Annotated in this window: 21 protein-coding genes; 5 read left to right on the plus strand and 16 right to left on the minus strand. The window is 70.5% G+C overall.

What is annotated here, in order from left to right; all coding sequences use genetic code 11:
• Positions 1-5 precede the first annotated feature (5 nt).
• From nadC to NQV15_RS12805, 4 genes are read right to left on the minus strand one after another with little or no spacing between them, the layout of a single operon-like run.
• Complete coding sequence (gene nadC, locus NQV15_RS12790; RefSeq protein ID WP_232402158.1) at positions 6-848, minus strand: carboxylating nicotinate-nucleotide diphosphorylase; 843 nt, start codon at positions 846-848, stop codon at positions 6-8.
• Positions 841-2424 (minus strand): L-aspartate oxidase, encoded by a 1584-nt coding sequence (gene nadB, locus NQV15_RS12795; protein ID WP_232402156.1) that lies wholly within the window; start codon positions 2422-2424, stop codon positions 841-843. Before nadB ends, nadC begins: the two co-directional genes overlap by 8 nt.
• A 10-nt stretch (positions 2425-2434) precedes the next feature.
• Positions 2435-3691, minus strand: a complete 1257-nt coding sequence (nadA, locus tag NQV15_RS12800; RefSeq protein ID WP_232402154.1) for a quinolinate synthase NadA — start codon at positions 3689-3691, stop codon at positions 2435-2437.
• Positions 3688-4380 carry an NUDIX hydrolase gene (locus NQV15_RS12805; protein WP_232402152.1) on the minus strand — a complete coding sequence of 231 codons (693 nt, stop codon included), beginning with the start codon at positions 4378-4380 and terminating at the stop codon, positions 3688-3690. Before NQV15_RS12805 ends, nadA begins: the two co-directional genes overlap by 4 nt.
• Before the next feature lie 302 nt (positions 4381-4682).
• On the opposite strand from NQV15_RS12805, the gene NQV15_RS12810 reads away from it, so the two are divergent.
• On the plus strand, positions 4683-6218 hold the full coding sequence (locus tag NQV15_RS12810; protein WP_232402150.1) for an ATP-dependent DNA ligase: 1536 nt from the start codon (positions 4683-4685) through the stop codon (positions 6216-6218).
• Here the strand turns inward: NQV15_RS12810 and NQV15_RS12815 are convergent.
• The 12 genes from NQV15_RS12815 to NQV15_RS12870 form a co-directional block, all read right to left on the minus strand.
• Positions 6192-6518 (minus strand): hypothetical protein, encoded by a 327-nt coding sequence (locus NQV15_RS12815; protein WP_257125050.1) that lies wholly within the window; start codon positions 6516-6518, stop codon positions 6192-6194. The genes NQV15_RS12810 and NQV15_RS12815 overlap by 27 nt on opposite strands.
• 305 nt (positions 6519-6823) lie before the next feature.
• A complete protein-coding gene (locus tag NQV15_RS12820) occupies positions 6824-10222 on the minus strand; it encodes an error-prone DNA polymerase (protein WP_232402147.1) in 3399 nt (1132 codons plus the stop codon).
• Between the two features lie 84 nt (positions 10223-10306).
• The gene (locus NQV15_RS12825) at positions 10307-11815 is read right to left on the minus strand and encodes a DNA polymerase Y family protein (protein ID WP_232402145.1); all 1509 of its coding nucleotides are present in this window, start codon (positions 11813-11815) and stop codon (positions 10307-10309) included.
• Positions 11815-12477 (minus strand): hypothetical protein, encoded by a 663-nt coding sequence (locus NQV15_RS12830; protein WP_232402143.1) that lies wholly within the window; start codon positions 12475-12477, stop codon positions 11815-11817. Before NQV15_RS12830 ends, NQV15_RS12825 begins: the two co-directional genes overlap by 1 nt.
• Positions 12478-12620: 143 nt before the next feature.
• Positions 12621-14345, minus strand: coding sequence for a dipeptide ABC transporter ATP-binding protein (locus NQV15_RS12835; RefSeq protein ID WP_232402141.1), 1725 nt, complete (start codon positions 14343-14345; stop codon positions 12621-12623).
• Complete coding sequence (locus tag NQV15_RS12840; RefSeq protein WP_232402140.1) at positions 14342-15313, minus strand: ABC transporter permease; 972 nt, start codon at positions 15311-15313, stop codon at positions 14342-14344. The genes NQV15_RS12835 and NQV15_RS12840 overlap by 4 nt, the downstream gene beginning before the upstream one ends.
• Complete coding sequence (locus NQV15_RS12845) at positions 15306-16232, minus strand: ABC transporter permease (RefSeq protein ID WP_232402137.1); 927 nt, start codon at positions 16230-16232, stop codon at positions 15306-15308. The genes NQV15_RS12840 and NQV15_RS12845 overlap by 8 nt, the downstream gene beginning before the upstream one ends.
• A gap of 166 nt (positions 16233-16398) precedes the next feature.
• Positions 16399-18036 (minus strand): peptide ABC transporter substrate-binding protein, encoded by a 1638-nt coding sequence (locus NQV15_RS12850; protein WP_232402135.1) that lies wholly within the window; start codon positions 18034-18036, stop codon positions 16399-16401.
• Positions 18037-18266: 230 nt separating this feature from the next.
• Positions 18267-19214, minus strand: a complete 948-nt coding sequence (locus NQV15_RS12855; protein WP_232402133.1) for an electron transfer flavoprotein subunit alpha/FixB family protein — start codon at positions 19212-19214, stop codon at positions 18267-18269.
• Positions 19215-19242: 28 nt separating this feature from the next.
• On the minus strand, positions 19243-20022 hold the full coding sequence (locus NQV15_RS12860; protein ID WP_232402132.1) for an electron transfer flavoprotein subunit beta/FixA family protein: 780 nt from the start codon (positions 20020-20022) through the stop codon (positions 19243-19245).
• A gap of 197 nt (positions 20023-20219) precedes the next feature.
• Positions 20220-20588 carry a hypothetical protein gene (locus tag NQV15_RS12865; RefSeq protein WP_232402130.1) on the minus strand — a complete coding sequence of 123 codons (369 nt, stop codon included), beginning with the start codon at positions 20586-20588 and terminating at the stop codon, positions 20220-20222.
• A gap of 67 nt (positions 20589-20655) precedes the next feature.
• Positions 20656-21783, minus strand: coding sequence for a coiled-coil domain-containing protein (locus NQV15_RS12870; protein ID WP_232402127.1), 1128 nt, complete (start codon positions 21781-21783; stop codon positions 20656-20658).
• A gap of 248 nt (positions 21784-22031) precedes the next feature.
• Between NQV15_RS12870 and NQV15_RS12875 the strand changes: the two genes are divergently transcribed.
• The 4 genes from NQV15_RS12875 to NQV15_RS12890 are packed head-to-tail and all read left to right on the plus strand — an operon-like array spanning position 22032 to position 25690.
• On the plus strand, positions 22032-23297 hold the full coding sequence (locus NQV15_RS12875) for a glycosyltransferase family 4 protein (protein ID WP_232402125.1): 1266 nt from the start codon (positions 22032-22034) through the stop codon (positions 23295-23297).
• Complete coding sequence (locus tag NQV15_RS12880) at positions 23284-23997, plus strand: class I SAM-dependent methyltransferase (protein WP_232402124.1); 714 nt, start codon at positions 23284-23286, stop codon at positions 23995-23997. The genes NQV15_RS12875 and NQV15_RS12880 overlap by 14 nt, the downstream gene beginning before the upstream one ends.
• A 2-nt stretch (positions 23998-23999) precedes the next feature.
• Positions 24000-25049 (plus strand): glucosidase family protein, encoded by a 1050-nt coding sequence (locus NQV15_RS12885; RefSeq protein ID WP_232402121.1) that lies wholly within the window; start codon positions 24000-24002, stop codon positions 25047-25049.
• Positions 25037-25690: a class I SAM-dependent methyltransferase gene (locus tag NQV15_RS12890; protein WP_232402119.1), complete on the plus strand. Its 654-nt coding sequence runs from the start codon at positions 25037-25039 to the stop codon at positions 25688-25690. Before NQV15_RS12885 ends, NQV15_RS12890 begins: the two co-directional genes overlap by 13 nt.
• Positions 25691-25694 lie beyond the last annotated feature (4 nt).

Below are 25694 nucleotides of genomic sequence, written 5' to 3' on the forward strand. Positions count from 1 at the left end.
GCCCCTCAGGAGACGTCGATGTCGAGCCCGAGGTCGAGGGCCCGGACGCTGTGGGTGAGGGCACCGACCGAGATGACGTCGACGCCGGTGCGCGCGATGTCGGCGACCGTGTCCAGGGTGATCCCGCCGCTGGCATCGACCAGGGCCCGGCCGTCGATCTTGACGACGCCGGCGCGGGTGTCGTCGAGGCTGAAGTTGTCCAGCATGATCGTGCCGACGACGCCCGACTCCAGCACCGCGTCGATCTGGTCGAGCCGGTCGACCTCGACCTCGATGTGCGTCGTGTGCGGCAGCTGGTCGGCGGCCTGGCGCAGTGCCGCGGTGACGTCAGGGATGACCGCCAGGTGGTTGTCCTTGGCCATCACGGCGTCCGACAGGGAGAACCGGTGGTTGTGCCCGCCGCCGCAGCGCACCGCGTGCCGCTCCAGGGCGCGCAGCCCCGGGGTGGTCTTGCGGGTGTCGGCGATGCGGACACCGGTGCCGGCGACGGCTTCGACGTACGTGCGGGTCAGCGTCGCGATGCCGCTCATGCGCTGCACCAGGTTGAGCGCGACCCGCTCGGCCTGCAGGACGGCCCGCGCCGCCCCGACGACCTCGGCCAGCACCGTGCCCGCCTCGAAGGAGTCGCCGTCCGCGAGGTGCATCGTGACCTCGACCGACGGGTCGAGCGTCGTCATCGCGATCTCGAAGACCTCCGCCCCGGCCAGGACCCCCGGCTCGCGGGCGACCAGCCGGGCATTGGCGATCGCGTCGGCGGGCACCAGCGTCTGCGAGGTCAGGTCGCCGAAGGGCGCGTCCTCGTCGAGGGCCAGGTCGACGACGCGCTGGATCTGGCGGCGCTCAAGCATGGGGAGTCCTCGGGGTGGCGGCGATTGCCGAGTGGCGCGCCTGGTCGGGGGCGGACTGCGGGAAGTCGGTGCGGAAGTGCCCGCCACGGGACTCGCGGCGCGCCAGGGCGCTGGCGACGACGGCGCGGGCCACGACCAGCAGATTGGCGTCCTCGGCGGCCTTGGCGTCGGTGACCGCGGGCGACTTCCATCGCCGCAGCTCGGCGGCCGCCTGCTCCAGGTCCGCGCCGTTGCGCGCCAGACCGGCGGCGTCCCACATCAGCTGCTGCAGGTCGGTGCGGCTGACGTCGTGGGCATCGGGATCGTCGGTCAGGTCGAGGCCGAGCGGCTCCTGCCACTCGCCGTCGAACGCCGTCAGGGGTGCCGGCGACAGGATGCTCTCGACGACACGTGCGCCGTAGACCGCCCCCTCCAGCAGCGAGTTGGACGCCAGCCGGTTGGCGCCGTGCAGGCCGTTGCACGCGACCTCGCCTACCGCGTACAGGCCGGGCAGCGACGTGCGTCCCCACTCGTCGGTGCGGATGCCGCCCATGTAGTAGTGCGCAGCGGGGGCCACCGGGATCGGCTCGCGGCTCCAGTCGTGGCCCTGCGCGCGGCAGGCCGCGTCGATGTTGGGGAACCGCTTGGCCAGGAACTCCGCGCCCAGCGCAGTGGCGTCCAGCCGGACCGGGACGCCCGGCTGGCGGGCCATTTGCTGGGCGATGCCCCGAGCGACGACATCACGAGGGGCCAGCTCGGCATCCGGGTGGACGGCGGGCATGAACCGCTGTCCGTCGGCGTCGATCAGCACCGCGCCCTCGCCGCGGACCGCCTCGGAGATCAGGAAGTTGCCCGGGGCGTCCAGGGACGTCGGGTGGAACTGGAAGAACTCCAGGTCGGCGGCCACCGCACCGGCGCGCAGCGCCATGCCGAGCCCGTCGGCCGTCGCGACCTCCGGATTGGTCGTGAACGGGAACAGCTGCCCGGCTCCCCCGGTCGCCAGCACGACGGCGTCGGCGCGCAGCACCTCCCCGCCGAGCAGGCGGACGCCGACCACGGCCGCGCGTCCTGAGCCTGTCGAAGGGGCCTCCAGCAGCAGGTCGACGACCGTCGTCCGCTCACGGACGACGACTTCGCTCTCGCGGAGCCTGTCGATCAGCGCGTACGCGATGGCCGCCCCGGTGGCGTCCCCGCCCGCGTGCAGGATGCGCGCGTGGGCGTGGGCGGCCTCCAGGCCGTGGGACAGCTCGCCGTCGTGGCGGTCGAACGGGACACCCCGTGCGATCAGCGTGTCCATCGCGCCCGGACCGTCGGTGCACAGCACCCGCACCGTGTCGGCGTCGCTGATCCCGGCGCCGGCGACCAGCGTGTCGGCGATGTGCGACTCGACGGTGTCGCCGAGGCGGGGTGCGCCCGGATCGGCCATCTCGTCGATGACCACCGCGACGCCGCCCTGCGCGTACCGGGTGTTGCTCTGCGCCAGATCGGCCTTGGTCAGCAGCGTGACGTCGCACGGGTGTGAGCGGTCGAGTGCCACGGCGTCGAGCGCCACGGTCATGCCGGCCACACCGCTGCCGACCACGATGATGCTGGTCATCTGTTCGTCCTCACTTCGGGAGCGCGGCGAGCATGCGCTCGAGGGCGACCTTGGCGTCGGCCGCGACGTCGTCGGCGACGACGATCTGGTTGTGGACCTCGCCGGCCACCAGGCCGTCGAGCGTCCAGGCGAGGTACCCGGGGTGGATGCGGTACATCGTCGAGCAGGGGCACACGACCGGGTCGAGGCAGAAGATCGTCCGGTCCGGGAACTCCGCCGCCAGGCGGTTGACCATGTTGATCTCGGTGCCGATCGCGATGGTGTCGCCGGGCTCGGACGCGATGACGAACTTGCGGATCGCGTCGGTCGAGCCGGCCGCGTCGGCAGCGTCGACGACCGGCATCGGGCTCTCGGGGTGCACGATGACCTTGACGCCCGGGTGCTCGGCCCGCGCCTTCTCGATCTGGGCGACCGTGAAACGCTTGTGGACCGAGCAGAAGCCGTGCCAGAGGATGACCTTGGCGTCACGGATCTCGTCCTCGGTGTTGCCGCCCAGCGGCTTGCGGGGGTTCCACATCGGCATCTGCTCCAGCGGGACGCCCATCGCCTTGGCGGTGTTGCGGCCCAGGTGCTGATCGGGGAAGAACAGCACCCGCTGGCCGCGCTCGAAGGCCCACTCCAGCACCGTCGCGGCATTCGAGGACGTGCACACGATGCCGCCGTTGCGTCCGCAGAACGCCTTGAGCGCCGCGGAGGAGTTCATGTAGGTGACCGGGATGACCGGCTGGCGGCCGTCGGCGTCCGGCTCGGTGCCGTAGATGTCCAGCAGGTCCTCCCAGCACGCCTCGACCGAGTCCTCGTCGGCCATGTCGGCCATCGAGCAGCCGGCGGCCAGATTCGGCAGGACGACCTTCTGCTCGGGACGGGCCAGGATGTCGGCGGTCTCGGCCATGAAGTGGACACCGCAGAACACGATCGTCTCGGCGTCCGGCTTGGTCAGCGCGGCATTGGCCAGCTGGAAGGAGTCGCCCACGAAGTCGGCGTACTGGATGACCTCGTCGCGCTGGTAGAAGTGGCCCAGGATCACGAGGCGGTCGCCCAATGTCTTCTTCGCGGCGGCGATGCGGGCGTGCAGCTCCTCGTCGCTCATCCGCTGATAGGCCGCCGGCAGCTGGCCGGGACGCACGACGGGCTCGGGGATCACGTCGTTCTCGGACGCGCCGGGACCGTAGCCGGGGAACGTGTCGAACTCCCACGGGCCCTTCGCCAGGTCGACGTCGCAGCTCTGGGCGGGCTGCTCGACGATCAGGGTGTTGATGGAGGTCATCGCTGCTCCTCGGGTGAGGGTGAGGGCGCGCCCGCCTCGAAGCGGTACAGCGCAGGTGGACGGTGGCTGGTGCCCTTCAGGCAGGTGCCGGTGGGGACGAGCGTCTTGGTGGCCATGACCTGGCGTCGGAAGTTGGCCGGGTCGAGCGTCGTGCGCAGGACCGCCTCGTGGACGGCCCGCAGGTCGGCCAGGGTGAACTCCGGGGGCAGGAAGGCGTGGGCGATCGGCGTGTACGTGATCTTCGCGCGCAGCCGCGCCAGCGCGTACTCGACGATCGCGGTGTGGTCGAAGGCCAGCGGCGGCAGCTCGTCGGCCACGAACCACTCGACGTTCTCGCCGTCGACGGCGCGTGCGACCTCGTCCTGGCGCACCAGCGCCCAGTAGACGATCGAGACGACCCGCTCGTCCGGCGAGCGGTCGACGTTGCCGAAGGCGTAGAGCTGCTCGAGGTAGTTGGGCGCCAGCCCCGTGGTGCGCTCGAGGGTGTGCCGGGCACTGGCGGCGAGATCCTCGTCAGCCTCCAGCGGCCCACCGGGCAGCGCCCACTGCCCCTCGTAGGGCTCGCGGATGCGGCGCACCAGCGGCAGCCACAGCGTCATCAGACCGGTCTCGGGATGGGGCCGCAGCGCGAAGATCACCGTCGAGACCGCGAGCGAGACCCGCTGGTCGACCGAGGACGAAACCGTCATGGCAGCGATCCTGACTTAAGGTTGGACTGACTTTAAGGTCACCCTAGCCGCCCCTTAAGGTCACGTCAACCCTAAGTTCCCCCATCCGCCGACGAGTCACGTAGGTCCGCTCGCGAGTCACGCACCCCCGCCGAGGAGTCGCGTAGTTCCGCTCGCGAGTCGCGTAGGCCCATCGAGGAGTCACTCATGGCGCAGGCAGACGCGCCCTGGGTGACTCGTCGCCGGGTATGGGTGACTCGTCAGCGGACCTGCGTGACTCGTCAGCGGATGTGCGCGGGGTGGGGGTCGGTGATGATGGGTGGATGCTGCTCGCCGACGTCGTCGCCACCTCCGTCGCGGTGTCCGCCACGCGGTCCCGGTCGGCCAAGGCGTCGATGCTGGCCGCCCTGCTGGGCCGGACCGCGGCGGAGAGCCCCGAGGACATCGCGACCGTCACGTCGTACCTGGCCGGTGCGCTGCGACAGCGACGTACGGGGCTCGGCTGGCGCTCGCTGCAGGACGTCCCGCCGCCGGCCGCCGCGCCCAGCCTGACCGTGTCCCAGGTGCACGAGTCGTTCGAGCAGCTCGCTGCGCTGGCCGGCACCGGATCGCAGCAGGCGCGGCGCGCGGCGACGACCCGGCTCATGGCACAGGCCACCGCCGACGAGCAGCGCTGGCTGCGCGGCATCGTCACCGGCGAGGTGCGCCAGGGTGCGCTCGACTCGCTGGTCCAGGACGCGCTGGCGATCGCCGGCGGCGTCCCGGCAGCATCCGTCCGGCGCGCAGCCATGATGGCCGGCTCCACGGTCGACATCGCGCCGGCGGCACTCACCGGTGGGGAGGAGGCGCTGGCCGCGTTCACCCTGGCCGTGGGACGACCCGTGCTGCCGATGCTGGCGTCCACCGCGCCGACGATCGAGGCGGCGATGACCAAGGCGGGCGGTGGCGTGGTCGCGGTCGACACCAAGCTCGACGGCGTCCGCATCCAGGTGCACCGCAACGGTGACGACGTGCGGGTGGTGACCCGATCGCTCGACGACGTGACGTCCCGCCACCCCGAGGTCGTCGCGGCCGCGCGGGCGCTGGCCTGCGACACCGTGGTGCTCGACGGTGAGGTCCTCGCACTCGGCCCGGACGGGCGTCCGCGTCCCTTCCAGGAGACGGCGTCGCGGGCCGCCTCGGCGACCGGGGTCGAGCTGACGCCGGCCTTCTTCGACCTGCTGCACCTGGACGGACGCGATCTGGTCGACGCTCCGACGTCCGAGCGGCTCGCGGCGCTCGAATCCGTCGTGCCCGAGCGGTTCCGGGTGCGGCGGCTGCTGACGTCGGACGTCGCCGCGGCGGAGGCCTTCGCCGAGAGCGTGCTCGGCCTGGGGCACGAGGGCGTCGTGGTCAAGAGCCTGGCCGCGCCGTACGCCGCCGGACGACGCGGCGCGACGTGGGTCAAGGTCAAGCCCGTGCACACCCTCGACCTGGTCGTGCTGGCGGTGGAACGCGGCTCGGGACGGCGCAGCGGTTGGCTGTCGAACATCCACCTCGGCGCGCGCGACGGTGACGGCTTCGTGATGCTCGGCAAGACGTTCAAGGGCATGACCGACGAGATGCTCGCCCGGCAGACCGAGCGCTTCCGAGAGCTGCAGGTCGCCGACGACGGCTACGTCGTGACCGTCCGCCCCGAGCAGGTGGTCGAGGTCGCCTTCGACGGCGTCCAGCGATCGACCCGGTACCCCGGCGGCGTCGCACTCAGGTTCGCGCGCGTCGTCCGCTACCGCGACGACAAGACACCCGCCGAGGCCGACACGCTCGACACCGTCCGCGGGTACCTGGGTCCGTCAGAGCCCGCGGGCGACGCTTCGTGAGTGCGCCCACCCCATGCGCAGCTCGCCGACGAAGAGGTACCAGGTGGATGCGGTGAAGGTGACCGCCCAGATCAGGCCCATCATCGCGAAGCCGGCCTGCGAACCGTCCATGTCGATCGGGTCCGACGGGGCGAGGGCCAGACCGAAGATCGACCACGCGAAGACAGCGGCCAGGAACGCGAACGCCGCGAGGGCCGATCGCAGGACGTAACGACCCGAAGGCGTCGTCGGCCACCCACACCGCGTAGGCCAGACGTACCTGCTCGCCGGCCCGGACGACCGCCATGCCCAGCACGGCACCGGGCACCCCGACGGCCAGACCGATGACGGCGGCGAGCGCAGTCACGCCGGCGCCGTCCTCCTCCCCCACCGCGATCACGGCCACCCCGAGGAGCAGCCCACCGACGATGATCAGCAGCAGGCTCACACCCGCCAGTCCGAACCGCCACAGGCTGCAGAACTCGTCGTCCAGTCGCGCGGCAGCCCGGCGGTGCGCGAAGCGTCCGGTGTCATCCGGTGCCTCCGCGGCGACGACCAGTGCCATGGCGTCCTCAGCGATCAGCATCGTCGTGCCCCCTCACATCTGGGCGTCACGCTAACAACGATCACTGGAAGTCGCGGCCGCGGTGACGGGCCGGGATCGCGCGGCCGGCCTCGGGATAGACCTCCTCGATGCGCATGAGCTTGTCGGCGACCAGGTTGGTGACGCCCTCGTGGCTGCGCTCGAGGATGCCCCGGATGACCATGCCGGCCGCATTGCGGCCCACGACCCGGTAGCGCGCCCACAGCGCCTGCGAGCACACGACGTTGAGCATCCCGGTCTCGTCCTCGAGGTTGAGGAACGTGACCCCCGCGGCGGTGGACGGGCGCTGCCGGTGAGTGATGAGCCCGGCGACCTTGACCCGGCGAGCGGCCTCATGGGTCGCGGTGTCGGCGACCGACAGGATGCCCTCGGCCTGCAGCAGCGGCCGCAGGTGCTCGATCGGGTGGGTCTGGGTCGAGATGCCCGTCGCCCACAGATCGGCCATCGTGACCTCGACGTCGCTCATGCCCGGCAGCATCGGTGGCGGTGCGGTGACCTCGGTGCCCTCGAGCTGGGTGGGGCTCTGGACGTAGCCGGCGTTCCACAGCGCCTGGCGGCGCGAGATGCCGAAGACGTCGAACGCCCCGGCGGTGGCCAGCGACTCCATCTGCGCCACCGTCAGCCCGGTGCGCCGGGCGACGTCGGCCATGTCGGCAAAGGACTCGCGCTCGCGCTCGGCCACGATGCGCTCCGCGACCTCCTTGCCGATGCCCTGTACCTCGTCGAGGCCGAGGCGGACGGCGTACGCGCCGTCGCGGCGGTGCTCGGGTGTCGGATCGGGGGTGCCCGGGACGAACTTCGGCACCGGCGGCTGCCGGCGCGACAGGCAGGCATCGCGTCCGGTCGCTCCCCCGTCGCCGATCGGCTCCAGATCGGCCAGCGCACCCGAGCGCAGGATGTCGGGACGCAGGACCGTGACGCCGTGCCGCCGCGCATCGGTCGTCAGGGACTGCGGGGAGTAGAAGCCCATCGGCTGGTTGCGCAGCAGCGCCGCCAGGAACGCGCCGGGATAGTGCAGCTTGAGCCACGAGCTGGCATAGACCAGCAGCGAGAAGCTCAGCGCGTGGCTCTCGGCGAAGCCGAAGTTCGCGAACGACTTGATCCGCTGGTAGATCGCCTCGGACTCCTCGGGCGTCAGGCCGTGGCGCGCCATGCCCGCGAAGAGCTTGTCCTCCAGCGACTCGATCCGCTCGATGCCGCGCTTGGACCCCATCGCGCGCCGCAGCAGATCGGCCTCGTCGCCCGTGCAGTCACCGATCGCGATCGCCATCTGCATCAGCTGCTCCTGGAACAGGGGCACGCCCAGCGTCCGCTCCAGCACCGGCTCGAGGATCGGGTGCGGGTACGTCACCGGTTCCTTGCCCATCGCGCGGCGGATGTACGGGTGCACCGCACCGCCCTGGATGGGTCCGGGGCGGATCAGCGCGATCTCGATCGCCAGGTCGTACGCCCGGCGGGGCTGCAGCCGGGGCAGGGTGCCGATCTGCGCCCGGCTCTCGACCTGGAACACCCCGATCGAGTCGGCCCGGCACAGCATGTCGTAGACCCCGGCCTCCTCCTTGGGCATCGAGTCCAGATCCCACTCCTCCCCCAGGTGCTCCGCAACGATGCGCATCGTGTGGTCGAGTGCGCCGAGCATCCCCAGGCCCAGCAGGTCGAACTTGACCAGCCCCATGAACTCGCAGGCGTCCTTGTCCCACTGCAGGACGGTGCGCTTGTCCATGCGGCCCCGCTCGATGGGACACACCTCGCCGACGGGGCGCTCGGTCAGGATCATGCCGCCGGAGTGGATGCCCAGGTGCCGCGGCGCGGTCATCAGCTGGCGGGCCAGCCCGGTCACCGGCGCGGGGACACCCTCGACGTCCTCGCTGCCCATCGCCCCCCAGCCGTCGATCTGCTTGGACCAGGCATCCTGCTGGCCCACCGAGTAGCCCAGCGCCTTGGCCGCATCGCGGATCGCGGAGCGGGGGCGGTAGCTGATGACATTGGCGACCTGCGCCGCGTTGTGGCGTCCGTACGTGTCGTAGACCCACTGGATGACCTCCTCGCGGCGGTCGGAGTCGAAGTCGACGTCGATGTCCGGCTCCTCCTCGCGGGTCGTGGCGAGGAAGCGCTCGAACGGCAGGTTGAAGAAGATCGAGTCGATCGCGGTGATCTCCAGGGCGTAGCAGAGCGCCGAGTTGGCCGAGGATCCTCGGCCCTGGCACAAGATCTTGCGGCTGCGCGCGAACTGGACGATGTCGTGGACGATCAGGAAGTAGCCCGGGAAGTCCTTCTCCTCGATGACCGCGAGCTCGCGCTCGATGCGCTCCCGGGCGGCCTGCTCGTTGCCGGCGTAGCGCTTGCGGATGCCGCGCTCGGCCAGGACCCGCAGCCAGCTCATCGCGGTGTGCCCCTCCGGGATGCCCTGGCGCGGCAGCCGCGGTGTCGCGGCGCGCAGGTCGAAGGCCAGCTCGTCGGCCAGCGGGACGGTGCGGGCCACCGCCCCCGGGTAGCGGCGGAACAGCAGCTGCATCTCCACCCCCGACCGCAGGTGCGCGGCCCCCGTCGCCGGCAGCCAGCCGTCCATCTCGGCCAGGCTGCGCCGCGCGCGGACCGCGGCCATCGCCGCGGCCATCCGGCCACCGGTGGGCTGGGCGAAGTGGACGTTGCCCGTCGCGATGGTCGCCAGGCCGTGATCGCGGGCCAGCTCGGCCAGGACGTCGTTGGCGGCGCTGTCGGTCGGGAAGCCGTGGTCGATGAGCTCGACGACCACGCCGTCTCGGCCGAAGCGCTCGGTGAGCAGGTCGAGCGCGGACGCCGCGGCCTCACGTCCGCCCGCGGCCAACGCCTGGCGGACGTGCCCCTTGCGGCATCCGGTCAGGACGACCCAGTGGTCGCGGCCCCGCTCGGCCAGCGCGTCCAGGTCGTAGACGGGGCGGCCCTTCTCGTCGCCGCGCAGCTGGGCGTCGGTGATCGCGGCGGCGAGCCGGTGATAGCCCTCGACACCCCGCGCCAGTGCCAGCAGGTGGGTGCCCTCCGGATCGGCGACCCCGTTCTGCGGGGTACGCAGCCCCAGCGACAGCTCGGCACCGTAGATCGTCCGCAGGCCGGCCGCCGGGTACTTGGCTGCCTCCTCGGCGAATCGCGGCGCCCCGTAGAAGCCGTCGTGATCGGTGATGGCCAGCCCGTGCAGCCCCAGCGCGATCGCCTCCTCGACGAGCACATCGGGACCGCTGGCGCCGTCCAGGAAGCTGAAGTGGCTGTGGCAGTGCAGCTCGGCATAGGGCACCGCGGGGGTGGCGGGTGGCTCTATCTGCTTGGGACCGGTCTTGCGCCGCTTGCGCGACCAGCCGGGTGCGTCCCCACCGTCGGGCTCGGGCCGTCCCGACAGCCGCCGCTCCAGATCGCGCCACGACACGTCCGGATTGTTGAACCCCATCAGGCCCCCCAACCCGCTGAGTGTGACGTTTGCGCGCCTTCGGACGCGTGCTGGCGCGCGGAAACGTCGCACTCAGCGGGGACGTCAGTCATAGCGGGCCTCGGTCCACCACTGGCCGGCCTCCACGATCATCAGGAAGGCGCTGCCGTCGACGCCGACGACCTGGAAGCGAGCGATCCGGCGGGCCGCCGCCTCGTCCCACCACTGGTCGTCGACCGGCCACGGCCCGGCCCACGCCGCGACGGGCTGCCAGCCCTGATCGGCCGCCACCCGGAAGCGCGCCGGCTCCCCCGTGACGACACCACGGCCGGAGACCCCGATCGGCTGCCCCTCGGCTCCGACGACCATGGCCTGCTGCGGCGAGGGATAGACCGTCGCCGGCGCCGGGGCGGGCAGGCTGCCGGGCCACGGCAGGGCAGCCGGCCGGCTCGCCACGGGACGCTCGCCCCACGGCGTCAGCAGGTGCCGCTCCCCCGGGCCGCGGCCGCCCTGCACCGTGACGGAGACGACCGACTCGTGCCCCACGATGCTCTGCACCCGGGCCACGCCCCGCTCGACCCGCTCGTCGGGGCCGCCGCCGAAGAGACTGTCGGCATGATCGCCCAACGGCTCGGTGACCTCGGGGATCAGTCGCACGGCGTCGACGGGGGCACGGATCGCGCCCTGGACCGACAGCTGCCAGCGGAGGCGATCAACCAGGTCGGTCGGCCCGAACCAGCGCGGATGCATCCAGCGCCGCGACGACGCCAGCGAGCCGTCGGCGTCGACCTCGATCAGCACCGTCGTGCACACCAGGCCGTGGCCGGCCAGATCGGTGACGAAGGCCTCGGCGGTGGTGCGCAGGCTGAAGGCGATGGGGTCGACCAGGTCCAGCGGCGGCTCCAGCACCAGCGTCGCGTCGAACTCCGGCGGCACCTGACGGCGGCTGATGGGGTGCGGGTCCTGACCCCGCGCCAGCCGGTGCAGCAGCGCCCCGTGCGTGCCGAACCGGGTGTGGACGTCGGACGGGGGCAGCGATGCGAAGTCGCCCAGCGTCCGCAGCCCCATGCGGCGCAGCAGGCCCACCAGATCGGCGTCGTCGAGGGCGTCGATCGGCAGGTCGTGCAGGAACTCCCCCGAGCCCCCGGCCGGGACGACGAGGCTGTCCTGGGCGAGCGCCCGGCGGGCCGCCTGCTCCGCGGCGAACAGTCCGTCGGCGACCCCGGCGCGCACGTCCCACACACCGAGACCGACCAGGCGCTCGGCGATGACGGCAGCCGCCTCGGCCTCGCCGCCGTAGAACCGGGACGGCACCGCGATCGCGCACAGCCCGGGCCGCAGCGGGGCGACCCCGGGGCTGAGCTCCTCGATCGCGGTCAGCACCGCCTCGAAGGCGCGCGCATCGGCGTCGGGGTGGTGATCGTGCAGGACGAGCCCGGGGCACCGCGACTGGGCGTCACGGCGCCGCATGCCTCGGCGGACGCCCTCGGACCGGGCGGCCTGCGAGCAGGCCAGCACCTGCCCCTTGTCGATCACGGCGGCCGGCACGGACGCGGGCACGTCGACCGCCACGATCGGCCAGTCCGGCGCCCACAGCACCATCGTGCGGGCCATCAGGACACGCTCCGCAGACGGGTCGGCGCCTCGACCGACGCGGGGCTCTCGACCCGGCGGATGACCTGCGAGGCATCGGGCAGCCACAGCCGGCGGCGGCGGGCCGGAGCCGTGCCCCGCTGCACCTCGACCGTGGCCTGGCGAGCCTGCAGATGGCCGTGACCACGTCCCAGGCCCGCCCACTCGACATCGCGCAGCATGACCCGCGCCTCGCTGCGCGGCCAGTCACCGTACGAGATCAGGATGCCGCCCCGCTGGCGCAGCCGGGCAGCGATGCGGGCCGCGTCCTTGGCGCCGACCGTCGAGGGCGCCCGCAGCACCACGACGGCGAGCACGTCGATCAGGGCCGCGGTGACCTCGAGCCAGGCCTCCCCCGGATCGGGCACCAGGATCGTCCGGCGCAGCTCGACACCAGCCGCCGCCGCCGACTCGAGGCCCAGCTCGGCCGAGCCTACGACCCCGCACCAGGCGCCATCGGCCGACGGGCCGGCCATGAGCGCCGTGACCAGGCTCATCGAGTCGACCGAGTAGGCCGACCCCGCCTGCAGCTGCAGCAACCCGGCGAAGGCGGGGTGCGTGGCCACGGGCTGGGCGGCAGGACGACCCTGCATCTGGTCGACCCGCGCCCGCAGCTCGCTCAGGGTGGGGGCGGCAACGTTCACTCATCCATGATCGAACATATGTTCGATCGAGTCAATCTCGCGAGTGGCGCAAACCCATCCCCGAGTGGCGCAGATTGGGACGACACGCCGTCTCAAAAAGTCCGATCTGCGCCACTCGCGGATTTCGTGGGTGGGTGGGTGGGTCAGGCGCCGAGCTGGATGGAGGCTCCCGGGATCGCGTCGAGCAGGCGGCGCGTGTACTCCTCGCTCGGGTGATCGAACACCTGGCTGACCGATGCGGACTCCACGACCTTGCCGTTCTGCATGACCAGGACGTCGTCGGCGATCTGCCGCACGACCGCCAGGTCGTGCGTGATGAACAGATAGCTGAGCCCGAGCTCGGCCTGCAGCTCGTTGAGCAGCTCCAGGATCTGTGCCTGCACCAGGACGTCCAGCGCCGAGACCGCCTCGTCGCAGATCACGACCTCCGGGTCCAGCGCCAGGGCACGGGCGATCGCCACGCGCTGCCGCTGACCACCGGACAGCTCGCCGGGATAGCGCGACATCACCGTCGTCGGCAGCGAGACCCGGTCGAGCAGGTTGCGCACCTTGGCCTCGCGCTCCTTCTTGGTGCCGACGTTGTGCGTGCTCAGCGGCTCCTCGATCGACTGATAGATCGAGAACAGCGGATCCAGCGAGGCGTACGGGTTCTGGAACACCGGCTGCATCTGACGACGCAGCCGGAGCCGCTCGGCCTTGGTCTTGAGATCACGCAGGTTGTGGCCGTCGAACTCGACGCTTCCCGAGGTCGGCGGGAGCAGGTCCAGCACCATGCGGGCCACCGTGGACTTGCCCGATCCGGACTCGCCCACGATCGCGGTCGTGGTGCCACGACGCAGCCGGAACGACACATCGTCCACGGCCTTGAAGTCCACCTTCTGCCACGGCTTGGCGCCGCGCAGCGTGAAGACCTTGGTCAGGTTGTCCACGACGATGATGTCGTCGCGGCCCTCCCCCAGGGCCTCGCTGGCCTCCAGCTCCGCGGCGATCTCGGCGGCAGTCTGCACCGCCTGCTCGCGCACCTCGGCACGAGCCGCGGTGACCGATGACAGCCGCTGCGACGCCAGCGACGGCGCCTTGGCCACGAGTCGCTTCGTGTACGGGTGCTCCGGGTTCTGCAGGATCTCCCGGGCCGGGCCGGACTCGACGACCTTGCCGCGGTACATCACGACGAGGTGGTCGGCACGCTCGGCGGCCAGGCCCAGGTCGTGGGTGATCAGCATGACCGCGACGCCCAGGGTGTCGGTGAGGCTGTCGAGATGGTCCAGGATCTGCTTCTGGACCGTGACGTCGAGGGCCGAGGTCGGCTCGTCGGCGATCAGCAGCTTGGGACGTGCCGCCAGGCCCATCGCGATCAGCGCGCGCTGCCGCATGCCGCCGGAGAACTCGTGCGGGTACTGGCGGGCGCGACGCTCGGCATCGGGCAGACCAGCCTCCTCCAGCAGCTCGACGACGCGCTTGTCGGCGGCCGCACCCGTGGCGACCCCGTTGGCGACCAGCGCCTCCTTGATCTGGGTGCCGACCCGCCACAGCGGGTTGAGGTTGGACATCGGGTCCTGCGGGACGAGACCGATCGACGACCCGCGCAGGGCCATGATCTGCTTGCGACCACCCTTGGCGATGTCATTGCCCTCGAACAGGATGGATCCGCCGGTGATCTCGCCGTTGCCGGGCAGCAGGCCGATCACGGCGTGCGCGAGGGTCGACTTGCCCGATCCGGACTCACCGACGATCGCGATGGTCTGGCCGGGGTAGATCGTCAGGCTCGCGCCGTCGACCGCGGTCAGGATCTGCTTGCCGGCACGGAAGCCGACCTTGAGATCGTCGATCTGCAGCAGCGGCTGGGTGCTCACGGGGTTGGAGCTCACTTCTTCCTCGCCTTCGGGTCGAGCGCCTCACGGACGGCCTCACCCAGCAGGATGAAGCCCAGCACGGTGAAGGCCAGCGCCGTGGCCGGCACGAACATGACGCTGAGGTTCTGGCCGGAACGGACCTGGTTCTGTGCGGCGGAGATGTCATTGCCCCACGAGACGACGTTGCTGGGCAGGCCGAGGCCCAGGAACGACAGGGACGACTCGGCGACGATGAACACGCCCAGCGAGATCGTGGAGGCCACGATGACCGGGGCCAGCGCGTTCGGCACGATGTGCTTGCGCAGGTTCTTCATCTTCGAGGCACCGATCGCCGTGGCGGCGTCGACGAACTCGAGGTTCTTGATCTCCAGCACCGCACCACGCATCTGACGGGTGATCTGCGGCCAGGCGAACAGCGACAGGGCCGCCACCACGACGAACACCGAGCCCCAGAACCCACGGTTCGGGAAGGTGTTGTTGAGCACCGAGATGACCACGATGCAGGCCAGCAGCAGCGGGATCGAGAAGAAGATGTCGCTGAAGCGCGAGATCAGGGTGTCGACGATGCCGCCGTAGAAACCGGCGATCGCGCCGGTGATCATGCCCAGGATCGCGGTGAGGATCGTGGTGAGCAGGCCGATCGTGACCGAGGCGCGCGCACCGTGGACCGTACGGGCCCACACATCGGCACCCTGCTGGGTGAAGCCGAACGGGTGGCCGTTGGAGGCCGGCTCGAAGCTGTTCTCCAGCGAGGCCTTCTGCGGATCGACGCTGGTGAACAGCGACGGGAAGAAGATCATCGCGGCGATGACCAGCAGGATCGCCGTGGCGACCCAGAACAGAGGCGAGGTGCGCAGTCGCTTCCACGCCTCCTTCCACTGGTTCTCCGGCACGGCGTCGACGTCGACGGCGTCGATCGCCCGCAGCGGGGTCTCCTCGAGAGGGGCGACGTAACGCTCCTGGCCCGGACGTGTCTCAGACATAGCGGATCCTCGGGTCGAGTACGGCGTAGATGAGATCGACCAGCAGGCTCATGAGCACATAGACCATGACCATGAAGGTCACGATGGCCACGACCGTGGAGGTCTCACCCTTGGCAATGGCCGTGTAGGCCGCATTGCCGATGCCGGGGATGTTGAAGATGGTCTCGGTGATGATCGCCCCGGCCATCAGCGAGCCGAGGTTGATGCCGATGTAGGTGACGACCGGCACCAGGGAGTTGCGCAGCACGTGGTTGCGCACCACGAGGCGGTTCGACAGCCCCTTGGCGCGGGCGGTGCGGACGTGGTCGGCGGTGAGGTTCTCGGCGACCGAGGTGCGGGTCAGGCGGATCGTGTAGGCGAAGTTCGCGATCGCCAGCACGATGGCCGGCAACAGCAGCTTGCCGATGTTCCAGTCCGGCCCGACGGTGGGCTCGACCCAGCCGAGCTTGACGCCGAAGATCAGCTGCAGCACGAAGCCGAGCACGAAGATGGGGATCGACAGCAGGGCCAGCGAGATGACCAGCATCGAGGAGTCGAACCAGCCGTTGCGGCGCAGCCCGGCCAGGGTGCCGAGGCCGATGCCGAGGATCGCGTCGATCAGCAGGGCCATGACGGCCAGCGTCACGGTGACCGGGAAGGTCTGCCCGATCAGCTCGATGACCGGCTGGCCGGCGAAGGTCTCGCCGAAGTCCAGCGTGATCGCGCTCTTGACGAACTGGAGCCACTGGATGAACAAGGGGTCGTCCAGATGGTACTGAGCAGCGAGCGCATCGCGGACCTCGTCAGAGACGGGCTTGTTGCCGGCGAGGTTGAGGATCGGGTCACCCGGGCGAAGCTTCAGCAGGATGAACAGGATCAGCGTCGCGCCGAGGAACACCGGAATGGTCTGCAGCAATCGCTTGCCGACGTACCACCACACGATTGACCTCCTGGGGTCGTGGAAGGGGTGGGCCCGCGCCAACGGTACTCCTGCGAGCACGCGTCAGACGCGGCGACCGGATGCGCACCGATCGAGAGCGGGCGGAAGAAACGGAGGCGACCCCAGCCGGGGTCGCCTCCGCTTCGTCACCTAGGACAACGGACGACTACTTCGTGAGCTTGTAGTAGTCCGGCTTCTGCTGCCAGTTGAACTCGAAGCCCTTGAGCTTCGTCGACGTCGCAGCCGTGGCGTTCTGGTACCACAGCGGAACGGCCGGCAGGTCCTTGAGCAGGATGGTCTGCGCCTGGCTGATCAGCTTGTAGCGATCGTCGCCGGTCGCCGAGGAGGCCTGCTGGACCAGCTTGTCGAACTCCTTGTTGCTGTAGTCACCGTCGTTCGAACCAGCGCCCGTGGCGTAGATCGGTCCGAGGTAGTTCAGCATCGACGGGTAGTCCGCCTGCCAACCGGTACGGAACGCGGTCTTGATCGTGCGATCGGTGATGTCCTTGCGGAGCTCATCGAACGTCGGGTAGACCTTGCCGGACGAGTCGATGCCCAGCGTCGTCTTGATCTGGTTGGTGACCGCGTCGACGAACTCCTTGTTTCCGGCGCCGTCGTTGTTGTACGCGAGCTGGAACGAACCGGTCCACTTCTGGATGGCGTCCGCCTGCGCCCACAGCTTCTTGGCCTCATCGGCGTTGTACTGCAGGACCTCGTTGCCGGGCACGTCCTCGACCCAACCGTCGAGCACCGGGGAGGTGAAGTCGGTCGCCGGGGTACGCGTGTTGTTGAAGATCTTGTCCGTGATCTGACCGCGGTTCAGCGCCATCGAGATCGCCGCACGACGCAGCTCGCCCTCTTCACCCGAGAAGTGCTTGAGGCGCTCGGGGATCGTGAAGGAGGAGAAGTTCGAGCCGGGCTCGTTGTACGCCGTGACCTTCTTGTCGCTCTCGAAGGTCTTCAGGGCGCTCGGCGGGACCTGGTCCAGGACGTCGAGGTTGTTGGACTGGACGTCGGTGTAAGCCGCGTCCGTTCCGCCACCGGCGTAGAACTTGAAGATCAGGCCGTCGTTCTTGGGCTTGTGCGCACCGGTGTAGTCCGGGTTGGGCACGAGCGAGATCTGCTTGTTGCGCTCCCAGCCGCTCTTGCTCAGCTTGTACGGGCCGTTGCCGATGGGACGCTCGCCGAACTCCTTGGTGATCTTGCCCGAGGCGTCGTAGGCCGCGTCGGGGACCGGGAAGTACGCCGAGTAGCCGAGGCGCAGCGGGAAGTCCGACTCCGGCTCCTTCAGCGTGATCGTGAACGAGGTGTCGTCGATGATCTTCAGGCCGGAGATCGTGTCGGCGCCGTCGACGGTGTAACCCTCTTCGTCGGTGCCCTCGATCGGGTAGAAGAAGTAGTTGTTGAGCTGCTTGTTGGCAGCCGTCGCGCCATAGTTCCACGCGTTGACGAAGGACTTGGAGGTCACGTCGGAGCCGTCGGTGAACTTCCAGGGCTTGAGCTTGACGGTCCAGACGGTGCTGTCCTCGTTGGGCTCGATCGACTCGGCGACCTCATTGACCACGGAGCCGTCGGAGTTGTAGGCCGTCAGACCCGAGAACAGGTTCTGCAGAGGATCGCCACCGCCGACCTCGTTCGTCGCGGTCGGGATCAACGGGTTCTGCGGGTTGGTGCCGTAGACCGTGATCACGTTGCCGTCGCTCGAGCTCTTGCTGTCACTGTCGCCACCGCAGGCGGCAAGTGTCAGGCTCGCAACGGCAACCAGGGCCACACCCGCAAGGCGTGTACGCCGGGTGAGTCGCATGGAATCCTCCTGTGAATTATGTTCTGCACGCTGGCGCGCGCCCCTTATGACTATCACCGGGAAAGGTCCCCGAACAGGGCGGGGGTCCGGCTTAACCAAAGTGTCACCAAAAATGTCAATAGCCCCCGCGGGTGGCCTGCCGTGGTCCGTACAGGTCACCCCGCCGTCCGCAGGGCATGACGACGGCCGGCCCCCGCAGAGCGGAGACCGGCCGTCGTGGGGAGCTGGAGTCAGCCCTTGCGCTTCTTGATCTCGTCGGTCGCCTGCGGGAGTACTTCCTTCAGATCTCCCACGACACCGAAGTCGACGAGCTCGAAGATCGGCGCCTCGTCGTCCTTGTTGACCGCGACGATCGTCTTGGACGTCTGCATGCCGGCGCGGTGCTGGATCGCACCCGAGATGCCGTTCGCGACGTACAGCTGCGGCGAGACCGTCTTGCCGGTCTGGCCCACCTGGAAGGTGTGCGGGTACCAGCCGGAGTCGACCGCGGCGCGCGAGGCGCCGACAGCTGCGCCGAGCGAGTCCGCGAAGGCCTCGACGGCGGTGAAGTCGCCACCGGTGCCACGGCCGCCGGACACAACGATCGCGGCCTCGGTCAGCTCGGGACGACCCGAGGCGGCCTTCTCCTTGGACGAGGTGATCTTGGCGGTCTTGGCCGCATCGGAGATCTCGGCCGTGACGGCCTCGACGGTTCCGGCGCCCGTGACGGCCTCGGGAGCGGTCGAGTTGGGCTTCACCGTGATGATCGGCGTGCCCTGGCTGACCTGCGCCTGGACCGTGAAGTTGCCGGCGAAGACCGACTGGGTCGTGGTGATGGTGTCACCGGCGACCTGGACGTCGACCGCGTCGCCGATCCAGCCGGACTGGGTCTTCAGCGCCACGCGGGCGCTGATCTCCTTGCCCTCGGTGCTGGCACCGGCGAGGACGGCGGCGGGGCTCTTCTCGGACACGAGCTGCGCGAGCGCCTCGGCCTTGGGGCCCACGAGGTACTCACCGAATGCGGCGTCGTCGAAGGTGTAGATCTTCTCGGCGCCGTACTCGGCAAGGACGCCGTTGTCAGCCGCTCCGAAGACGACCGCGGACGGCTCGCCGATGCGGCGGGCGATCGTGAGCAGCTCGAGCGACGGCTTGGTGACCTTGCCGTCGACGGCGTCGATCAGTACGAGTACTTCAGTCATGTCAAATCCCTTTTTCCGTCGAGTCTTCTCAGACGAACTTCTTGGAGGCGAGGAACTCGACGAGCTTGGCGCCGCCGTCTCCCTCGTCGGTCACGATCTCGCCGGCGGTGCGCGGCGGGCGGGGCTCGAAGGACTCGACCTTCGTCCAGGCGTTGTCCAGGCCGACGGAACCGGCGTCGATGCCCAGGTCCTCCAGCGTCCACTCCTGGACGTCCTTCTTCTTGGCGGCCATGATGCCCTTGAAGGACGGGTAGCGGGCCTCGCCGGTCTGGTCGGTGACCGACAGCACGAGCTTGCCGGTGGCCTCGATCTCCTGCGTGGCGACATCGCCGTCGCGGCGGATCTTGACCGTGTCGCCGTCGACCGTGATCTCCGAGGCGAAGGTGACGGCCGGCAGGCCGAGGCGCTCGGCGACGAGGGTCGGGACGACGCCCAGGCCGGCGTCGGTGGACGCCATGCCGAACACGACGAGGTCGTAGTCGAGCTTCTCGATCGCCTTGGCCAGGACCAGCGAGGTCGCGAACGCGTCGGATCCGTGGATCGCGTCGTCCTGCACGTGGACGCCGGCGTCGGCGCCCATCTGCAGGGCCTTGCGCACCGCGTCGGCCGCCTGCTCGGGCCCGACCGTCAGCACCGTGACGTCGCCGTCGCCGGCCTCCACGATCTGCAGCGCCTGCTCGACCGCGTACTCGTCGAGCTCGGAGAGCAGACCGTCGACACCAACCCGGTCGACGGTGTTATCGGCGCTGAAGGTCCGGTCGGCCGTGGCGTCGGGGACGTACTTCACAGCGACAACGATTTTGGTCACGAGGACCCTCCTGTGAATCTGGGGCACGACGACCAGACGGCCGTCGCGTCAGTCAGTGGACTGTGGTGGAGCCACCTTGTCACGCCGGAACGCATCCTTGTTAGGTGGCCCTACTTCATCTGAATGTTACCCAAGCGTAAGAACCCGGGCGACCTGTCACAGGCATGCCGTAGGTCACATCGGGGATGTTTCGGGCCCTAGTCCCGCGGCCGGGGACGCAGCACCGACTGGGCGACCAGGCCCACCATCAGATAGCCGATCGACCCGGCACCCCACGCCACGAGCGCCTCCTTGGTGTCGGCCTTCGCACCGCTGAACGAGAAGACGTCCCGCAGCGGGCCCACCAGGACGTCACACGTCCCGGAGACCAGGTCGTACGGCTGCCCGGAGTCGGCGTCCAGCCCGACCAGCAACGCGCCGACGGCCAGGACCACCGAGCAGATCAGTCCGATGGTGCCGATCAGGCCAGCGAGCACGGACCGGATCAGCCGTCGACCGCCGGCGCTCGTCGCTCCTGCACGCAGCCGCTGCCCCAGCGGCGTCCTGGGCTCGCGGGGCGGCTCCACGATGCGGTCGCGCTTGGCCGCCCGTTCGCGACCGTCCTCCTGACGGGCCGGACGGGTCGCGGATCGCTCAGGTGCGTCGGACGACTCTTTTTTTGGTCGTGGGGGCGAGGGCCGCGGGCTCGTCATTCACCTCCGCGGGCGGTTGGGGATCGGACTCGTCCGCGGGTGCGTCGTCCAGCGGCATCCCGGCGGCGGTCTGGGCGACCCGCTCGGCCTCCGCCGCGGCGGCCTCGAGCCACTCCAACGCCGTGCGCTCGGCCTCCTGCAGCTTCTCCTGCACGGCCACCTGGGCTGCGGCGACCTGCTCGCGCGCATCCTGCTGCGCCCGCTCGGCGACCCGTCGGGCCTCTTCGTGGGCAGCGGCGATCCGGGCCGCGGCCTCCGTCTCGGCCTCGGCCAGCTTGGCCGCGGCCTGCGCCGCCACCTCGTCGGCCTGGGCGCGAGCGGCGTCGAGAAGGCGCTGCGCCTCCTGCTCGGCCAGCTCGAGCCGGCGCTGGGCGGTCGCCCCCGCCTCGTTCTGGGCCTGCTCGGCCAGGCGCCGTGCCTCGTCCTCCGCCTGCTCGATGCGGTGCTGGGCCTCCTGCTCGGCCGCGGCGACCCGCTCGTCGGCAGCCTGCTCGGCAGCCTTGAGCTGGGCGGCGACGAGCTCACGCTGCGCCTCCTCGTCCGCGGTGACGCGGGCCGATGCCGCGGCGCGCTCACGGGCGGACTGCTCCATCACACGGGCGGCCTCGGCGCGGGCCGCGGCGACCCGCTGCTGGGCGGCGGCACTGGCAGCCGCGAGCCTCTCGGCAAAGGTCGTCTGCGCCGACGTGGCCTCCAGCGTCTCGATGACCGGCTCCTCCACGACGACAGGGCCCGGGACCTGCTCCGGCTCGGGCTCGGCCGGCTCCGGGTCCGGGACCGGTTCGGCCTCCGGCTCGGGCTGGGGCTCCGGCTCGGGTATCGACTCGGCCTGGGGCACGATCGCCGGCTCCATCTCCATCTCGGCGGCCGGTTCGGGGTCGGCGACCGGCTCAGGACGAGCGGCCTGCCGGCGTGAGGCGGCGAAGGACTTGGCAGCCGCGCGCTCGGCGCGACGCTTCTCGGCAGCGGCCTGACGCGCAGCGCGTGTCGCCGCGCGGCGCGCCCGCGGGCTGTTGTCATCGTCCAGCTGCAGCGCGGCGTCCGGCTGTGGGGGCTGTGAGTCGGTCATGACTGCCTTTCATCTACCGCTGTGACACGTCCGGTCAGTATGCCCGCCATCCGTCCGGTCTGCCACGCGCCTGCAGCGGCGAGAACCGATCGGCCGGGAACGGGTGGGACCGGCTCAGACGAACCAACGAGCCAGCCGTGATTTGGTCCCGCGGGATCTGCGGACGATCCCCGCGCCCCTCCGCGCGAGCGAGGTCGGGCGGCACCCTGCATGATGGGGGTCTACTACTGGGTAATAAAGGAGGCCGGGTGCGGATCGCACTGCTGTCGTACCGGACCAAGGAGCACTGCGGCGGCCAGGGCGTCTACGTCAGGCACCTGAGCCAGGGGCTGGCCGAGCTCGGCCACGAGGTCGAGGTGTTCTCCGGACAGCCGTATCCCGAGGACCTGGATCCACGGGTCGCGCTGACGAAGGTCCCGAGCATGGACTTCTTCCGCGAGCCCGATCCTTTCCGCACGCCCCGTCCCAGCGAGTTCCGCAGCGCGACCGACGTCCTGGAGTACGCGCTCACGCTGACCGGCTGCTTCGCCGAGCCGCTGACGTTCACCCTGCGTGCCTCGCGCCTGCTCAAGAAGCGCGTCGCCGACTTCGACATCGTGCACGACAACCAAAGCCTCGGCTACGGACTGCTGGCGATCATGCGACGGATGCCGCTGGCCGCCACGGTGCACCACCCGATCAGCCGCGACCGACGGGTCGACCTGGCCGCCGCGAAGACCTGGAAGCGCAAGCTGTCGGTGGCCCGGTGGTACGGATTCGTCCCGATGCAGGCCCGCGTCGCGCGGCGGATCCCGATCGTCCTCGCGGTGGCCGGCACCTCGGCGGCCGACTCGGTCAACGACTTCGACCTCGACCAGGAGCAGATGCGCGTCGTCCCCCTCGGCGTCGACACCGAGCTGTTCGCCCCGTCCGAGGACCGTGTCCCCGGACGCATCGTCGCGATCGCCAGCGCCGACCGGCCGCTGAAGGGAGTCGTGCACCTGCTCGAGGCGCTCGCGAAGGTGCGCACCGAGCACGACGTGCACCTCGAGCTCGTCTCGAACCTCGAGCCCGGCGGCCCCACCGAGCGCCGTATCGCCGAGCTGGGCCTCACCGATGCCGTGCACGTCGTCAACGGGATCTCCGACGAGGAGCTCGGCGCCCTGCTGGCATCCGGGGAGATCATGTGCGTGCCGTCGTTGTACGAGGGCTTCTCGCTGCCGACCGTCGAGGCGATGTCGTGCGGCACCCCGATCGTCGCGACCCGCGCCGGCGCGCTGCCCGAGGTCGTCGGCACCGATGAGAACGGTGACAGCGAGTGCGCCGTCCTGGTCGAGCCGGGAGACGCCGATGCCCTGGCCGCCGCGATCCGCGGTCTGGTCGACTCCCCCGAGACACGCGCTCGTCTCGGCGCCGCCGGACGCCGGCGCGCCGTCGAGCGCTACAGCTGGACGGCGGTCGCCGAGGCGACCGTCGCCGCCTACACCGAGGCCATCGATGCCATGACCGCAAGGAACCGCCATGCTGACCGTTGACTTCGACCGACTGAGGGTCGGCCGCCGCACCCGCTTCATCGACGTCGGCGCCGGCGCCGGCCGTCACTCCTACGAGGCGCTGCGCCGTGGCGCCGACGTCATCGCCTATGACATGGACGAGGTCGAGCTCAAGGGCGTCGACGGCATGTTCGGCGCGATGGCCGAGGTCGGCGAGGTCCCGCCGGGCGGTTCCGCGCAGGTCGAGGTCGGCGACATCCTCGACATGCCCTACGAGGACGGCTCGTTCGACGTCGTGCTGGCCTCGGAGATCCTGGAGCACGTCCCCGAGATCGACCAGGCCATCGCCGAGCTCGTGCGCATCACCGCGCCGGGCGGCATCCTGGCCGTCACGGTCCCCCGCTGGCTGCCCGAGCGCATCTGCTGGGCCCTGTCGGACGAGTACCACGCCAACGAGGGCGGGCACATCCGCATCTTCAAGGCCGATGAGCTGCAGTCCTCGATCGAGGCGCACGGACTGACGATGACGCACCGCGAGCACGCCCACGCACTGCACGCGCCCTACTGGTGGATCAAGTGCGCCGTGGGCGTCAACCGCGACCAGCACCCGCTCGTCCGCGCGTACCACCGCCTGCTGGTGTGGGACATGATGAAGGCCCCGGCGGCCACCCGTCTGACCGAGCGGGCCCTCAACCCGTTGATCGGCAAGAGCGTGGCGCTCTACTTCAGCAAACCGTTCTGACGATGACGACACCTTTTGTCCCGGGGGTGCTGACCGCGGCGCAGGTCGAGCAGACCGCCGCCTCGATCGAGGCGACCCAGCTGCCGTCCGGCGCCATCCCGTGGTTCGAGGGCGGCCACACCGATCCGTGGGACCACGTCCAGGGCGCGATGGCGCTGACCGCGGCGGGCCGGCTCGATGCCGCCGTCCAGGCGTACGAGTGGTCGCGGACCGAGCAGCGCGCGGACGGCTCGTGGGCGATCCGCTACGACGGCGACGTCGTCACCGACCCCAACACCGACTCCAACTTCTGTGCCTACCTGGCCACCGGCGTGTGGCACCACTGGCAGGCCACCGGCGACCGGTCCTTCCTGGACCGGATGTGGCCCGTCGTGGAGCGTGGCCTCGACGCGGCCCTGGCGATGCAACGACCCGATGGCGCCGTCGTGTGGGCCTCGGCCCGCGGCGTCGCCGAGCCGGATGCCCTGGTCACCGGCAACGCCAGCATCCACCTGAGCCTGCGGTGCGGGCTCGCGCTGGCCGCTGCCGTGGGTGGGAGCCGGCCCGACTGGGAGCTGTCCGCCGCACGGCTGCGCCACGTCCTCGATGAGCATCCCGAGGTGTTCGCGGCCAAGCCGACCCACGCGATGGACTGGTACTACCCCGTGCTGGGTGGCGCCCTCCCCCGCTCCACCGCCGAGGCGCACATCGACCACCGCTGGGACGAGTTCGTGACCGATGATCTCGGATCCCGCTGCGTCAGCACCAATCCGTGGGTGACGGGCGCCGAGACGTGCGAGCTGGTGCTGGCCCTGGACGTGCTGGGCCGGACCGAGGACGCCATCGCCCAGCTCGCCGCCATGCAGCACCTGCGCGAGGCCGACGGCTCGTACTGGACCGGGCTCGTCTACGACGAAGGCGTCCGCTGGCCGGTCGAGCGCACGACGTGGACCGGCGCGACGGTCGTCCTGGCGGCCGATGCGCTGTCCCGCACGACCCCGGCCAACGGACTGTTCCGTGGCGCCGGGCTCCCCCTGTGCGACTGGAAGGTCGATACCCCATGCCCCCTGTGAGCTTTCCCGCCGAGCTGGCCGCACTGGTCGACGCGACCCGCGGCTTCATGCCGGCCGACGAGGGCCTGGCGCTGCACGCCGCCGCGACGGAGTACCTGCAGGGCGGTGTCGCGATGGAGATCGGCACGTACTGCGGCAAGTCGACGATCTACCTGGCGCACGCCGCCTCGGTGACCGGTTCGACCGCGGCGACGATCGACCACCACCGGGGCTCCGAGGAGCAGCAGCCCGGCTGGGAGTACCACGACGAGTCGGTCGTCGACCCCGAGCTGGGGCTCATGGACACCCTGCCCTTCGCGCGGCGGGCGATCGCCGCATCGGGCCTGGAGGAGTTCGTGGTGCTGATGGTCGGCCGCTCGTCGGCGATCTCGCGCTGGTGGCAGTCGCCGCTCGACCTGGTGTTCATCGACGGTGGGCACACCGAGGAGGCGGCGCAGGCGGACTTCCACGGCTGGGCGCCGCACGTGCGCCTCGGCGGCGCGCTGGTCATCCACGACGTGTTCCCCGATCCCGCCGACGGCGGCCAGGCCCCGTACCGGATCTACCGGCAGGCCCTGGACAGCGGTGAGTTCGTGGAGCGCTCGGTCACCGGGTCGCTGCGCGTCCTGCAGCGGGTCGTGCTCTCCGCGCACGTGCACTAGCCCG

The organism is Aeromicrobium wangtongii, assembly GCF_024584515.1.
GTDB classification, from domain to species: domain Bacteria; phylum Actinomycetota; class Actinomycetes; order Propionibacteriales; family Nocardioidaceae; genus Aeromicrobium; species Aeromicrobium wangtongii.